Source organism: Vibrio hibernica, assembly GCF_015223435.1.
GTDB classification, from domain to species: domain Bacteria; phylum Pseudomonadota; class Gammaproteobacteria; order Enterobacterales; family Vibrionaceae; genus Vibrio; species Vibrio hibernica.
This window is the reverse complement of record NZ_VHKO01000012.1, coordinates 1-15,849: the sequence shown is the minus strand read 5'-3', so window position 1 is coordinate 15,849 and position 15,849 is coordinate 1. Positions and strand designations below refer to the sequence as shown.

13 protein-coding genes are annotated in these 15,849 nt (G+C 39.1%); 7 read left to right on the top strand and 6 right to left on the bottom strand.

Features of this window, described 5'->3' with window-relative positions:
- Positions 1–20 precede the first annotated feature (20 nt).
- Positions 21–788 (top strand): tRNA isopentenyl-2-thiomethyl-A-37 hydroxylase MiaE, encoded by a 768-nt coding sequence (gene miaE / locus FH976_RS06940; RefSeq protein WP_194090173.1) that lies wholly within the window; start codon positions 21–23, stop codon positions 786–788.
- 176 nt (positions 789–964) lie between these two features.
- Positions 965–1,933 (top strand): LysR substrate-binding domain-containing protein, encoded by a 969-nt coding sequence (locus tag FH976_RS06935; protein ID WP_194090172.1) that lies wholly within the window; start codon positions 965–967, stop codon positions 1,931–1,933.
- Positions 1,934–2,033: 100 nt separating this feature from the next.
- On the opposite strand, the gene topA is transcribed toward FH976_RS06935, so the two are convergent.
- A complete protein-coding gene (gene topA / locus FH976_RS06930) occupies positions 2,034–4,670 on the bottom strand; it encodes a type I DNA topoisomerase (RefSeq protein WP_194090171.1) in 2,637 nt (878 codons plus the stop codon).
- Between the two features lie 294 nt (positions 4,671–4,964).
- On the opposite strand from topA, the gene FH976_RS06925 reads away from it, so the two are divergent.
- Positions 4,965–5,222 (top strand): YciN family protein, encoded by a 258-nt coding sequence (locus FH976_RS06925; protein ID WP_194090170.1) that lies wholly within the window; start codon positions 4,965–4,967, stop codon positions 5,220–5,222.
- Between the two features lie 314 nt (positions 5,223–5,536).
- On the opposite strand, the gene focA is transcribed toward FH976_RS06925, so the two are convergent.
- Entirely contained in the window at positions 5,537–6,385 is an 849-nt protein-coding gene (focA, locus tag FH976_RS06920; RefSeq protein ID WP_194090169.1) for a formate transporter FocA, read from the bottom strand.
- Positions 6,386–6,662: 277 nt separating this feature from the next.
- Complete coding sequence (gene sohB / locus FH976_RS06915) at positions 6,663–7,724, bottom strand: protease SohB (RefSeq protein ID WP_194090168.1); 1,062 nt, start codon at positions 7,722–7,724, stop codon at positions 6,663–6,665.
- A gap of 199 nt (positions 7,725–7,923) precedes the next feature.
- On the opposite strand from sohB, the gene FH976_RS06910 reads away from it, so the two are divergent.
- Entirely contained in the window at positions 7,924–8,664 is a 741-nt protein-coding gene (locus tag FH976_RS06910; RefSeq protein WP_194090167.1) for a YciK family oxidoreductase, read from the top strand.
- Positions 8,665–8,770: 106 nt separating this feature from the next.
- On the opposite strand, the gene mlc is transcribed toward FH976_RS06910, so the two are convergent.
- A complete protein-coding gene (mlc, locus tag FH976_RS06905) occupies positions 8,771–9,985 on the bottom strand; it encodes a sugar metabolism global transcriptional regulator Mlc (protein WP_194090166.1) in 1,215 nt (404 codons plus the stop codon).
- Positions 9,986–10,302: 317 nt separating this feature from the next.
- Here mlc and pyk point away from each other — a divergent pair, with 317 nt between their 5' ends.
- A complete protein-coding gene (gene pyk / locus FH976_RS06900) occupies positions 10,303–11,748 on the top strand; it encodes a pyruvate kinase (RefSeq protein WP_194090165.1) in 1,446 nt (481 codons plus the stop codon).
- Between the two features lie 84 nt (positions 11,749–11,832).
- Here pyk and FH976_RS06895 read toward each other — a convergent pair whose 3' ends face one another.
- Positions 11,833–13,026 (bottom strand): patatin-like phospholipase family protein, encoded by a 1,194-nt coding sequence (locus tag FH976_RS06895; RefSeq protein WP_194090164.1) that lies wholly within the window; start codon positions 13,024–13,026, stop codon positions 11,833–11,835.
- A 617-nt stretch (positions 13,027–13,643) separates the two neighbouring features.
- On the opposite strand from FH976_RS06895, the gene FH976_RS06890 reads away from it, so the two are divergent.
- Together FH976_RS06890 and FH976_RS06885 are read left to right on the top strand one after the other, a co-directional pair.
- Positions 13,644–15,116 carry a sodium-dependent transporter gene (locus FH976_RS06890; protein ID WP_194090163.1) on the top strand — a complete coding sequence of 491 codons (1,473 nt, stop codon included), beginning with the start codon at positions 13,644–13,646 and terminating at the stop codon, positions 15,114–15,116.
- A 1-nt stretch (position 15,117) separates the two neighbouring features.
- Entirely contained in the window at positions 15,118–15,213 is a 96-nt protein-coding gene (locus FH976_RS06885) for a MetS family NSS transporter small subunit (RefSeq protein ID WP_194090162.1), read from the top strand.
- 50 nt (positions 15,214–15,263) lie between these two features.
- On the opposite strand, the gene FH976_RS15860 is transcribed toward FH976_RS06885, so the two are convergent.
- On the bottom strand, positions 15,264–15,767 hold the full coding sequence (locus FH976_RS15860) for a hypothetical protein (RefSeq protein ID WP_228767364.1): 504 nt from the start codon (positions 15,765–15,767) through the stop codon (positions 15,264–15,266).
- Positions 15,768–15,849: the final 82 nt, after the last annotated feature.

The window sequence follows — 15,849 nt, the reverse complement described above, 5'->3', positions numbered from 1 at the left end:
TGAATAGGCTTATCGCTATTATGCTACACCAACTCCTCGCTCCTATTAACTCATTCTTACAATGTGCAACACCTGATGCTTGGATTGAAAAAGCGAAGCAACCAGAGCAGCTTCGCTCTCTGCTGATTGATCATTGTAACTGCGAGCTAAAAGCGGCGCAAACGGCAATGTTTTTGCTCCGAAAGTATGCGGTAACCCAAGAAAGTGCAGCCATCATTATACTATGGGCGAAGCCTTATGAAGATTATGTTTATAAGTGGATTCGAAATATAAGTTTCCCAGAAAAAAGCATCATGCAGTCATCTAATTTAACCGTCAAAAAGAACACACCATATGGACAAGATTTAGTCGATAAAATGGTCAGACTCATCAAAGAAGAATTTCATCATTTTGAGCAAGTACTCGAAATAATGAAAGATCGAGATATTCCATACCAAAATATGACTGCTGGTACATATGCTAAAGGACTAATGAGTATGGTTCGTCACTACGAACCTGAAGCATTAATTGATAAGCTCATTATCGGAGCTTATATTGAAGCAAGATCATGCGAGCGCTTCGCAAAATTAGCGCCATTTTTGGATAAAGAACTAAACAGCTTTTATGTTTCACTATTACGTTCAGAAGCTCGCCATTATCAAGATTATTTGAATCTTGCTGAGAGCATTGCTGATGGTGATATTAGCGAACGAGTAGCCCTGATAGGTCAGCATGAGGCTCAATTAATACAACGCCCTGATAAAAACTTCCGATTTCATAGTGGTAATCCACTAAAATCTAATAAGTAATAACTATCCGGCCAATATTAAGTCATGATTTCACTTGCCAGAGACTCAATAATCAAGCATCTTAAAATTATTAAAGTATTATCTTCAAAATAGGTGAATATGTGCTCGGAGAGTATCAGCATTGCAAAGCTGTACTTTCAAGTAAGATGAGCATATATGGATGATAGGAATGACGGATGAAATTACAACAGCTTAAATATTTAAGTGCTATCGTAAAAAACGATTTAAATATCTCATTGGCATCTCAAAGCTTATTTACCACTCAGCCAGGAGTGAGCAAACAAATAGGTTTACTTGAGTCTGAGTTAGGTTTAAAGATTTTCGAGCGTAAAGGTAAACATTTAAACTCCATCACTCCAGAAGGAAAGTTGATTTTAAATGAAGTGGAGAAGATGCTCGAAATTGAAAGTAAAATTCTCGAAATATCGAAAACATTTGTGAACCCTGATAATGGTTGTTTGAATATTTATACAACCAATACTATCGCTCGCTTTATATTGCCCAATACCGTCAATAAATTTGTCAAACGTTACCCACAAATCACCTTCCATATTGGATCTGTGCAGCCTGATAAAAATGGGTCTTTAATCCCTAAAGGGCATTCTGATTTTTCTATTGTCGCACAAGATGTCAAGCCGGAGTCGAACGCCATTATTTTACCCGCTTACTTGTGGAGAATGTCACTGGTTGTTCCTAAAAATCACCCGTTGGCCACTAAATCCAAAGTCACTTTAGAGGACATTTCAAAATATCCAATAATCAGTTACGAAGCAGGTTCAACCGGTAAGTTAGTGCAAGAAAAAGCCTTTTCAGAACGAGGCTTGTCACCCCATTATTTTATGACCGTTATGGATGTTGATGTGATCTTAAAATACGTCGACTTGAACTTTGGTGTTGGTATTGTGGCATCTGTTGCCGCCAATAATATCCATGATGATAATATTGTGACTATTGATATTGATGAACTTCCATCTTGCAGCGCATGGATATGCTTTAGCCGCAATATTTTCTTACAACGACATACTTATGATTTCATCGAACATTTCTGCCCACATCTCACGCGAGAAACAATGGAAAAAATTGTGGTAATGAATGATCTAGAGATTAAAAAACTCGCTGAAAATTTTGTGCTGCCTGAATATTAACAACCAATAATACTATCCCAATTAGCACTACCGAATAAAGAAACCCCAGTGATAACTAAATCGCTGGGGTTTCTTTTGTTTCTAGCTAAAGAATATAACTTTATTCAGATTCTTTCTTAGGCTTTTTACGTTTGTCTGTGATTTCCCACTTGCCGTTATCATACAAAGCGGTCCATCCGGTTGGTTTTGCATCTACTTCAGAGCGAACATAATGCTCTTTCGATTTTCGACTAAAACGTACCACGGTTGGTAATCCATCAGGATCCGCCACTGGTGCACTGGCTAAGTATTGGAACTTAGGCGAAATACGATCTTTGTATTCAGCCATTTCCGCCACAAGTGGTGCTCGAGTTTCACGGGATTTAGGGAAATTGCTCGCGGCCATAAATAAGCCAGATGCGCCATCACGTAACACAAAGTAAGCATCCGAATTTGAACAAGGCAGTTCTGGGAAATGCACAGGATCTTCTTTCGGTGGAGCAACATCGCCATTACGTAAAATCTTACGGGTATTTTTACAGTCTTCACTGGTACAACCCATATATTTACCAAAACGGCCATTTTTCAGCACCATATCTGAACCACATTTGTCGCATTCAACCAATGGACCGTCATAACCTTTTGGCTTAAACTCACCAAATTCGACCACATAACCATCACAGTTTGGATTATTACCACAAACATGCATTTTACGCGTATCGTCGATTAAATACGCATCCATCGCGGTTTCACAGATCGGACAACGTTTTTTCGCACGAAGTGCAGCCGTCTCAACATCTTCTTCAAGAACGTTAATAATACCGTCTTCATCACCTAAATTGATCGTTGTCTTACAACGCTCTTTCGGAGGTAAAGCATAACCAGAGCAACCGAGGAATACACCCGTTGATGCGGTACGAATTCCCATTGGACGAGAACAAGTTGGGCATTCAATGTTGGTTTCAACGATCTTATTTGGTGTCATGCCACCTTCAGATTCATCCAAATCAGCTTTATCAAGATCGGTGGTAAAGTCATTGAAGAAGTCATCCAGTACTTGGGTCCAAGTAATTGAGCCTTCGGCAATCGAATCTAGTTTTGCTTCCATCCGTGCAGTAAAGTCGTAGTTCATTAAGTCATTGAAACTACCGTCTAACCGGTCTGTAACAATTTCACCCATTTTTTCAGCATAGAAACGGCGCTGATCGACTTTGACATAACCACGATCCTGAATCGTTGAAATAATAGAAGCATAAGTCGAAGGACGACCAATACCTTTTTTCTCCAATTCTTTTACCAATGCGGCTTCGGTAAAACGGGCTGGCGGCTTAGTAAAGTGCTGTTTAGGATCGAGTTGTTGCAAGGCTAATGTGTCACCAACACTAACCGCAGGCAGGATCAGATCTTCATTTTTACCCATTGGGCGTTGAACACGAGTCCAACCATCAAATTTTAGAATACGGCCTTTCGCTTTGAGTGTGTACTCATCGGCTTTGACACTAACCGTAGTCGAGTCATATTTTGCAGGCATCATTTGACATGCAACAAATTGATTCCAAATTAATGAATATAATTTATGCGCATCGGCTTCCATACCTTGCAGATCATCAGTTTTGACATCAACACTTGAAGGACGTATTGCTTCGTGCGCTTCTTGTGCGCCTGCTTTACTACCATAAGTCAGTGCTTTTTCCGGAAGGTAAACATCACCGAATTCAGATTGAATAAACCCGCGACAAGCTTCTACAGCCTCTGAACTCAAATTAGTTGAGTCAGTACGCATGTAAGTGATGTAACCGCCCTCATAGAGCCTCTGAGCTAGCATCATGGTCTTTTTCACACCATAACCTAAACGAGTACTGGCAGCTTGTTGCAATGTAGACGTGATATAAGGCGCAGATGGCTTACTTGACGTTGGACGATCTTCACGTTTACAGACTTCGTATTTCGCTTTTTCTAATACCGATAAAGCTGATTTTGCTTCGGCTTCATTAACGGGTTTAAATGACACGCCATCTTTTTGCGCGACTAATAAACGAAAATCCGTTTTATCCTGAGTTTTTGTATCAGCATGAATATCCCAAAATTCTTCAGGAATAAATGCGTTGATTTCACGCTCACGTTCCACCAGCAATTTTACGGCTACCGATTGAACACGACCTGCCGATAAGCCTCGTGCCACTTTTTTCCAAAGTAACGGTGAAACCATAAAGCCAACAACGCGATCGAGAAAACGACGAGTCTGCTGAGCATTAACACCATCAATGTTGAGCTCGCCTGGAGTCTCAAACGCTTGCTGAATGGCATTTTTTGTAATTTCGTTAAATACTACTCGTTTATATCGCGAATCATCACCACCGATGAGCTCACGAAGGTGCCACGCGATGGCCTCTCCTTCGCGATCCAAATCGGTTGCGAGATAAATGCAATCGGCATCTTTGGCAAGCTTTTGTAATTCAGCAACCACCTTTTCTTTACCTGGCAGGATCTGATAATTCGCTTCCCAGCCATTAAAAGGATTAATACCCATTTTTCTAATCAGTGCGGTTTTATCTTTCTCTTTTTTGATACGAGCTTTGTCTTCTGGGCTCATACCTTTGGTTGAGATAGCCGCTGCTTTTTTACCACTGCTCTGACCGGCAGTTGGCAAGTCACGAACATGCCCAACGCTCGACTTCACTACAAAATCTTTTCCAAGATATTTATTGATCGTCTTTGCTTTGGCTGGTGACTCCACGATAACAAGAGATTTACCCATAACTAATTCTAAACATCCTCATCGGCTGCATTTTTTATTATCTGCATGCACTTTTATAAAACTGCTTCTTTTTTTACTATCGAGTGAGTTTTGAATAAGATCAACCTGTTTTTTCATTTTTCGTACTAAATGCTCGACAACTAAACAAAAAAGCCACTTTCCTTTCAATACACTAAACGATGATCTGGCTCAATATTTACCGCCAAATTTAATTTAACTTCATAAATCTTTCGTTTTACACTAGAACAACTAAGGTTTGATATTCATCATCTCCAATCTACAGACAGGTTTATTATGACTGAGAAAAAAAGCATTTCAGAATTCAATCTTCTTCTTATCGCAAACCAAGTAATCCAAGAAAATGACAATTATATTGAAGGTATGCGAGCCACTTCAGTGACAGAAAAAGATGACGTATTAATTTTTAAAGGTGAGTATTTTTTAGATGTTCAAGGCTTACCGACGGCCAAAAGCACAGCGGTATTTAATATGTTCAAATATCTCGCATTGCATCTTTCAAAAGAATTTACGTTAGAACACACAGTGCACTGATTACGACAAAATAATCATCGTTACAAAATAGTAAAGAATAGAATTTAAGTAAGCGTTCACCGGGAGGGGCTTGACAACGGTGAAAAGTAAGGAATTATGTGTTTTTATAACGTACGGGCATTAAAACTTTTCTAAATGCCAGAGAATAAGCATTAAAATGCTCTGAGGCATACTCCAGAATGCTTGTCAATACACTCCCGGTGAACGGTTACGAATTTAAGACAAAAAATGCCCCCAACGTTACACTTCTAACGATTGGGGGCTCTTCAAATCAATTGGGCATTTTAATATTAGATCTAATGCCGATTTGTTCTTTATTTATACTTACGCAAAAAAATAGACCAGAACCAAATACCGACAAACACACTACCACCAATAATATTGCCAATAGTAACCGGAATTAGGTTATTAATAAGAAAGTCCATCATATTCAAATCAGCAAACTGGCTTGCAGTGGCACCTGTCATTTGCCAAAAACTATCCGGTGCAAACGTTTTAATACCAATCGCAAATGGGATTTGAAACATATTGGCGATGCTATGCTCAAAACCTGAAGAAACAAACATGGCAACGGGTAAAATCAAAATAAGCATTTTATCGGTCACAGTACGCCCTGCATAAGACATCCAAACACCAATACAAACTAATAAATTAGCCATGGTGCCAAGAGCAACCGCTGAAGCAAAACTATGGTGCATTTTATGTTGTGCAATGTGCATAGCATTCAAGCCAATTCCACCGTTATCACTCATATATTGTTGAGCGACAAGCATAATACCAACCAGAATTAAGCACCCAACAAAATTACCAAAATACACTTGAATCCAATTTTTAAGTAACTGACCCCATGTAATCAAACCACTTGCTTTTGCCACGACAGTCAAGGTCGAACTAGTGAATAGTTCACTCCCCGTCACAACCACTAAAATCAAACCAAGACTAAACGCAATGCCACCGACAAGGTGTGACAATCCAGGCGCAACATCTTGAGTGCCACTTGTTACTGTGGTGTAGAAAATAAAGGCAATCCCAATATGCATACCTGCAGTAATGGCAAGCATAAAGGTTTTAAAAAATGGCTTCTTTACTTTATAAGCGCCAGCTTCTGCGGCTTTTTGTGCCATCTCTGCTGGCATTAATGATTCAAATTGATTGTTTTCCATTTCTCTCTCGTAACATTTTGATACAAACAGATGGGTAAGCATCGATCTTGCTCTTTGCCGTATTTGAATTCAAGCCTTTATGTCGACCAGTAACAGTCTTCTTTTTTTGCACTTTCATTATAAATGACCATAAATTTGTATGGAAAACAAATAATACGAAATAAAGATGGCACAAAAACATGAAAGTGCGATATTTTATTTTATAAAAAAGCCCACTATAGAGTGGGCTTAATTACATAAAGGTTGATATAAATCAGTTTAACTCTAAGGAGGTAGATTAAATAATCGGCCTTTGACCACGTGATAATAATTTCAAAAAAACATTATCTACCGTTTTCGCCGCGGTACCTGCAAACTTATCTGATAATTTTTTCTTTTTTACATAATGCAATGCTAAGACTGCTTTCTCTTTTGTCGCTTCAACAATCAAATCATCAGATGTTTTAATCTCATCTACTAAGCCTAGTTCAAGTGCTTTAGAACCAAACCAGTGCTCACCTGTCGCGACTTTTTCTAAGTCTAGATCTGGGCGATGTTCATGAATAAAATCTTTAAATAATACATGCGTCTCTTCTAACTCAAGCTTGAATTTTTCACGAGCTTTATCACTGTTTTCACCAAACATGGTCAGCGTACGCTTATATTCACCCGCCGTTAATTGTTCAAATTCAATATCATTTTTCTTTAACACTTTATGAAAATTAGGAATTTGAGCAATAACACCGATAGATCCCACAATAGCAAAAGGTGCCGAAACAATTTTATCGGCCACACACGCCATCATATAACCACCACTTGCGGCAACTTTATCAACTGAAATGGTCAACGGTATATTCGCTTTCTTTAAGCGATCAAGCTGAGAGGATGCTAAACCATAACCATGCACCATTCCGCCACCAGTTTCGAGTCTCAGTAATACTTCATCGTCAGATTTAGCGACAGATAAAATAGCCGTAATCTCTTCTCGTAAGCTACTCACTTCTTTGGCATCGATGCTGCCATTAAAATCCAAGACAAATAAATGCGGTTTACGTTGGCTGGTTAGTTCTCCTGATTTAGCGGCTTTTTTCGCTTGTTTAGCTTCTTGTTTAAGCTTTTCTTTTTCGGCTTTCACTTCACTTTTATGACGAGCTTTTAAATAAGCTTCATCATGTATATGCGCTTCCAATTGTGAAATTGTATTATCAATCTTTTCACATAAGTCCGTAACTTTGAGCGCACCAGTTGAGTTTGCTCCTTTACCACCTAACATTTTAATGCCAATAATCAATGCAATTACCGCAACAACAAATGTCACAATCTTGGCTAAAAACAATCCGTAATCCAACAAAAATTCCAATGTCATTTCCTCATATACAATCAATTGGTGTATTGTATACCGAAACAACTTAAGGTGCAGCGTCTGCCTAAAATAAAGCGCAAAGAACGCATCTAACCACACTTAAATATAGATAAACTTAAATAGGGCTAGACACCCCCTATTTTCACAATTCAATGTATCTCGCCCGAGATAAAAGATCTGCCATAAGGAAAACTTCGTGAATTATAACGTCTCTGCCAATACGCTCGTCAATAAAGTCATTTTAGTCACTGGAGCTGGTGATGGTATTGGGAAAGAAGCCGCTTTGCATTATGCCCAATCTGGCGCCACCGTAATTCTACTAGGGAGAACCGTAGCCAAATTAGAAGCTGTGTATGATGAAATTGAAGCAAAAGGTTATCCTCAAGCCGCAATCATTCCTCTTGATATGCAAGGAGCAACTAAACAGCACTACATTGATATGGCATCCACCATTAAGCAACAATTTGGCAGACTAGATGGCATCTTACACAACGCCGGTATGTTGGGCGTCCTGACTCCATTTGAACAAATTGAAGAATCTACTTTTGATGAAGTCATGCAAATTAACGTGAAAGCGCAGCTACTAATGACTCAAGCTGTTTTACCCTTAATACTTATTTCAGAGCATGGCCGCATTGTATTTACCTCTTCAACGGTTGGGCATGTTGGTAAGGCTTATTGGGCAAGCTATGCTATTTCTAAGTTTGCTACCGAAGGTATGATGAAAACCTTAGCTGACGAGTTGACCGATACCAATGTCAGAGTGAACGCAATTAATCCCGGTGCAACTCGTACCAAAATGCGTGCTTCTGCTTACCCAGCAGAAGATGCTCATTTATTAAAAACACCCGCAGAAATCATGCCGCTTTATTTATATTTAATGTCTAATGAATGCGTAGCCGTACAAGGACAATGTATTGACGCTCAACCTAAGTAATCTAAGCAACTTAGGTTTTTACTCTTAAGACAAAACAACCACGGCAGTAATGACTGTCGTGGTTGTTTTTTTGATCAGAACTAATAAGAATTAGATCGAATGATGATTACCCTTCATTTACCTTTAATAATAAATCGCCATTATATAGAGCCTGTTTAATCAGTGCAGCGCCAGGCATTGTGGTTTGAGTATAGAAACAGCTTTCGGCTAATGGGATTTCTCGATGTTCTGGGTAAAGTGTTTGTTTCCTCAATGTATCAAGGATCACTGGGTAGAGAATTGATTTGGCTTGATTTAAAGCTCCGCCCAATAAGATTTTCTCGGGGCTGAAAATATTAACCATCATCGCGATACCTTTGCCAAGATCTCGGCCTAACTGTTCAATGACTTGCACCGCCAATGCGTCATCACTCAATGCGGCACTGCAAATCGTTTCAATCGTAATGTTATTAATATCCAAGGTGGATGTTACGCCAGCATTTAATGCTTCAATGACAAACTCACAGACCGATTCAGCCGATGCTACCGTATCTAAGCAGCCTTTTTTACCGCAATGGCACATGCCTCCATTGGGATCAATTTGCATATGACCCAACTCACCAATATTACCAAAGCGATTATAAATAAGACGACCATTTACAATGACGCCAACACTCACGCCTTGAAAGTTACTAAGCAACAGTGAATTATCGACTTCCTGAGAATATCCAAATAACATTTCAGCTAAGGCCCATGCGCTCAGATCATTCGCAATAAAAACTGGAAGCCCCGTTTTTTCATAAATCGCAGGACCCAAGGCCAGTTTCTCAATGTGATAAAAAGGCATCTGAATAACCATACCTTGAGAGAAATCGACTAATGCAGGTAAGGTTAAAGCAATACTGGTCACACGCTCTACTTGATCTGAAAATGTTGAAAAAAATTGTTCGATTTCAAGGAGTATTCTTTTAAGCAGCGAAACTTGATCTCGCTCTTCTATGATCACACGATGCTCAACTAAGACCTCTGCACCCAATCCATGTAAAGCAATAATTAAATATCCCTTTCCTAACCGGATAGAAAGAAATTGCCATCCTTCATTATTAGTTTGCAACCCAACCGCTGGTCGTCCTCGACTGGTCGTTTCTTGCACTACCGTTTCATGTATTAAGTGCCCATCCATCAGTTCACGTGAAATTTTAGTAATACTGGCCGGCGCAAGGCCGCTAAGTTTTGACAAATCAATACGTGAGATAGGTCCATACTGATCGATTAATTTATATACACGCCCACTGTTTACTTGCTTTATTTGATCAATATGACCAGGTTGAGCCATGTACATAACGTACTCCTAATAAAGTTTAGAATGCAATTTTTTTACACTGCGAAGTAATTGTGAAGCCTGATGGTAGAGGAGCGTGATAGATATCACGGTTATAACCTATTTTAACGAAACAAAATGCTAAATGGACATCATAATACCCATTATTGACTGCCACGCTAACGCTTACAATTAACATAATATAAGTCTGATATGACTATGCTGCGTAAACCACAAAATAGACATTTACTCATAAACAAGCCGCTATTTAATGATAACTTAAGCTTAAGTATCACTGACGTTTATGATTAATCGAGTAACCAAAAAATGGAGTTTTCATGTCAATAAAATTGAGACGTACTAAAATCGTGACCACTTTAGGGCCTGCGACAGATAAAGATAATGTGCTCGAAGATATTATTAAAGCAGGTGCTAGTGTCGTACGAATGAACTTTTCACATGGCTCAGCTGAAGATCACATTATTCGAGCTGAAAAAGTCCGTACTATCGCCGCAAAACTCGGTATCCATGTTGCTATTTTAGGTGACTTACAGGGCCCTAAAATTAGGGTGTCCACATTTAAAGATGGAAAAATTCAGCTTAGCATTGGTGACAAATTCACTTTAGACAGCGAACTTGAAAAAGGGCAAGGCGACCAACATTCTGTAGGCGTAGACTATAAAGAACTACCTAACGACGTCTATTCAGGTGACATATTGTTGCTTGATGATGGTCGAGTACAGCTTAAAGTTCTGTCTGTTGAAGGAACTAAAATTCATACAGAAGTAACCGTTGCAGGCCCTTTATCAAATAATAAGGGGATCAATAAAAAAGGCGGTGGTCTATCTGCTGATGCCTTAACCGAAAAAGACAAACAAGATATTCTCACCGCCGCAAAAATTAAAGTTGATTACCTTGCCATTTCCTTCCCTCGTAATGGCGAAGATATGAATTATGCTCGCCGTTTAGCACGTGATGCTGGCTTAGAAGCCAAATTGGTGGCAAAGGTAGAACGCGCTGAAACTGTCGCCAGTGAGGCTGCAATGGACGATATTATTCTTGCCTCTGATGTGGTGATGGTTGCCCGTGGCGATCTTGGGGTAGAGATTGGTGACCCTGAGCTTGTTGGCGTTCAAAAGCAGTTAATACGTCGTGCTCGTAGCTTAAATCGCAATGTGATCACAGCCACTCAAATGATGGAGTCTATGATTAATAGCCCAATGCCCACTCGAGCAGAAGTAATGGATGTGGCCAATGCGGTTTTAGATGGTACCGATGCAGTGATGTTATCTGCAGAAACCGCGGCTGGACAATTTCCTGTTGAGACAGTGAAATCCATGGCAGAAGTCTGTGTTGGTGCAGAAAAGATGCCGTCCATCAATGTTTCTAATTATCGCCTAGATCGCAAGTTTGCCTCGGCTGAAGAAACCATCGCAATGGCAACCATGTATTCTGCCAACCACATGGAAGGGATTACTGCCATGATTTCATTAACAGAATCTGGTCGTACGGCGTTAATGATGTCTCGTTTAAGTTCTGGCCTACCGATTTTTGCTTTATCTCGTAACGAAAGCACATTAAACCGTGCTGCACTTTATCGTGGTGTTACACCTGTTTATTTCGATAATGATGCCGGATCTGGTCTACCGTCTGCCAATCAAGCAATTCAAACACTTAAAGACAAGCACTTATTAACTAAGGGCGATATTGTCATTATTACCCAAGGGGATGTGATGGATTTAGTCGGGTCAACTAACTGCATGAGGATTATTGAAGTCGAATAATAAATCGTCTGAATATAATAAAATACTTTAGTGAACGCCAATGCCATTGATTAAAAACCAACGGCATTGGCTCATAACTGGTAATTACTTAGTATCTAACCAACGTTTATTCGAGCGAATATAGGCTGATGGATGAATCATCTCCGGTTTATTCTTTAAGCTAGAAAGCAATTCAACATATTTAATTCCAGCTTGTATCCCCATTTGATAATCATGTTCTAAATCATCAAGCTTGCTTAACAGTGATGACGCTTTTAAAGGTTGCTCTGGGGCAATTTGTAATACGTAGCAATCATCCGGTGGATTGATCATGAAGTTATGTGTCATCGAATAAGTTTGGTGATGCACTAAAAGCATATCCATTAAACCTGCATCAAATTGATCACCCATTAAATGGCACAAACGATAAACATCACTTCCACCAAAGAGCCATCGACCACCATTTAATAACGGCTTATGTTTATCCGTAATCACTTGTAATGATTTCTCAATTCTTTGTTGAACAAAACTACTTAAATCTTGCCTCCAACCAGCGGTACGTTTAACAATTCTATCTTGCAGAGCTTCAAAATGATGATTCAAGCCAACACGATTTAAAAATGTCTCTGTCGTTTCATCTTCGACTTCTATTGGTAACCCAATAGGTTCCGTCCTAATAACACTAATCAAACGTGCACCTTGTCGCCATGCTTCTTGTGCAGGAATAGATGCCGACACACCGCCATCAATATATCGATTCCCATTGATTTGTACTTCTTTACGATAAAGACCGGGAATTGCACATGTCGCTCTTAGCACATCAAGCCAGTCGGTTACCATAATAGGTAAATATTCATCATGTAAATCAGTAATGTTTGTCACTGCAGCAAAAGCATCTCGTTCACCGAGAGAATAACGAGCTACATCCATGTCTAACCAATAAGGTGGAGAATGAAGCTGTTCAAAAGCCCAATCAAGGTTAAGCCTTTGCTTATTTCGAACATGGGCAAATAAACGGAAAAAATCAGGTGTGGTAGTTAAATCGGTAATAAAGGCTTTACCTAAACCGACCTGTCTTGCAAGAAAAGAGGTAATATTTAAAGCGCCCGCTGAAGTACCATAAAACACATCAAATGGATCAACAGAAGCAGCAAGAAAACTGTCTAATACTCCAGTAGTAAAAATACCTTTTTGTCCCCCACCCTGGGCAACTAAAGCATGTTTTCCCTTTGAGTATTTGTTTAAGATGTCATGATCAACAGAAGTATTTTCATTTGTCACAATCCCACTGTTATTCACATAACCTCCAACAGTTTACATAATCTAATAATCTAATAATCTAATAATCTAATAATCTAATAATCTAATAATCTAATAAATAGTTACGATAGTCACGAACGCAGCTAAGACAACTATAATGCTGCCAATAATAGATAAGGCAATTTTAAAATCACAACTCATAATAATACTCCTAAAGGTAAAAACAATGGAAATTCTAATATGCAGGACATTTAATAATTTAGCACAAAATATCGTCACACATCAAAAAACTGAACATTTAAACAACATATAGATCACGAACTTTCACATCATATAAATAATGACAATAAACAAAAAAACAGATAATAACACTACCCACCAGCAAGCAAGCAAGCAAGCAGTTAATCATAACATAATGATAAAAATATCAAGTACGATACTTTACGGCAAGAAAACCCCAGCACTGTTGTTACCTATTGCGTTACTTTCCCTCTACCGATACCCTTATCTTAGGGTAAAGTGAATAACACCACTTTCTTGTACGACACTTTCACACTATCAGCATAATAATCTAAAAAGTTAGCTCTATAATAGAATAAAAATCCAAAAAAAATGGATAAATAACTTGGACGGATACAGTTACAGAGGATGTAAATATGAAACGAGAACAATGGGGCTCACGTACGGGCTTTGTTCTAGCAGCAGTTGGTTCAGCCATCGGCCTAGGAAATATTTGGCGCTTTCCATACATGGCGTATGAAAATGGCGGCGGTGCTTTCTTTATCCCCTACCTTTTTGCCATGCTCACCGCTGGTATTCCTTTTATGATTTTAGAATTCACCATGGGCCACAAATTCCGTGGCGCGGCACCAAAGACGCTGTCTAAAATCAATTCTAAATTTGAATGGCTTGGTTGGTTTCAAGTAATGATTGCAGCGGTGATTGGTGTTTACTACATCGCTATAATTGGCTGGGCAATATCTTATGTAGGCCTTGCCGTTAATCAAGGTTGGGGCACCGATCCTAACGCTTATTTCTTTGGCGAATACCTACAGCTAGGTTCAGACAACAGCCCAAGTAAACTAGGTAGCATCCAATGGCACATTGCGATTCCTATGATTGTCGCTTGGGGCATTACCTTTTCAGCTATTTTCAGTGGTATTAAAGGTGGCATTGAGCGCGCAGGTAAAATTATGATGCCTGTATTATTTATCATGGTGATTGCTCTTATCGGTCGTATGATTTTCTTACCTGGTGCATTAGACGGTTTGAACTATTTATTTGAACCTGATTTCAGCAAATTAACCGATCCTACCGTATGGGCAGCGGCTTATGGGCAAATTTTCTTTACCCTATCGGTTGGTTTTGCCATCATGCTCGCTTATTCGAGCTACCTACCAGAAAAGTCCGACATCAGTAACAATGCTTTAATGACGGTTTTAATTAACTGTGGTTTCTCAATTGTTGCAGGTATTTTGATTTTCTCTGTACTGGGTTATATGGCTCAAGAGCAAGGTAAAGCATTAACTGATGTAGTCAGTGCAGGTGTTGGGCTTGCATTCGTAACCATTCCTGCTGCCATTAATTTGTTGCCTGCTCCTTACATTTTAGGCCCACTATTTTTCTTAGCATTAGTGGTTGCAGGCCTTAGTTCGCATATTTCCATCATTGAAGCCGTCACGTCAGCATTTATCGATAAGTTAAAATGGTCACGCAAAAAAGCCGCCTCGATAGTCTGTGGTGTTGGTTTATTAGTTTCTCTTTCATTTGCAACAAACGGTGGTTTATTACTATTAGATTTAGTTGACTTCTTTATCAATAATATCGCTCTGTTAGCAAGTTGCTTGATTGAGTTGTTACTAGTTGGCTGGTTATTTAAATTAGCTGATATCCGTGAGTACGCAAATAAAATTTCTGAAGTGACTATTGGGGTTTGGTTTGATCTATGTATTCGCTTCTTAAGCCCAATAATGATTGCGATTATCCTCGCCAATAAAATCATTACAACTGTAACTGATGGTTATGGTGGCTACGAGATATCAGATCTACTGACACTAGGCTGGGGCTTAATTGGTGCCATGCTAGTTATTGCTATCGTTATTAATTCTAAAAAATCAAAAGAGGCCTAATATGACTACAGGTGCAATCATTATGATGATCGTTGGTCTTGGAATTACCTGGGGCGGCGCTGCCCTTTGCATTCGAAGAGCAATGAACAGTAAATAGATAATAAAAACTTGAAAGCCCATTAACTTCACAGAAGTTAATGGGCTTTTTTATCTGATGATCATCTCAAGGTTTTGTAAGGCATAGCGAATGCCAATCGCTCCTTGAAATTCCAGATCAAAATCATCAGGTATATTAATAGCAGGAGCCAACTGTATATAAGTGTCCCAACGGCTAGCAAAGTTCCAATCAAGCCCAAAAGGTGCACGTATACCGTAGTCATGATCAGAATCATGGTGCCGATTACCATTACTATCATATCTACCACAATCATCGTGACAGGTCTCATCCCAATCATAAAATCCCCCCACTGATGCATACCAAGTAAAAGGCAATTGAGGACTAAATTTACCGGTTAAGAAAATATAATCACTCGCGATACCATCACTGCCAATAGAAAGGTTAATTTGATTATTAAACTGAGCGGTAACGCTAGTGCCTCGATCAAATGCCCCACCAATTTTAATATCAGAATTATTTGTATAAGAGGGTACTTTGGTATTGGTTCTGATACCTTCATCCGCAATTGTAAGTGTACTTATTGAAGCCAACATCAATCCTAACGTGGCAGTGCATATACCCAATTAACTTGAAGTTGCAGATTTTAGAACGTGAAAATTATCATTAATTCGAGAT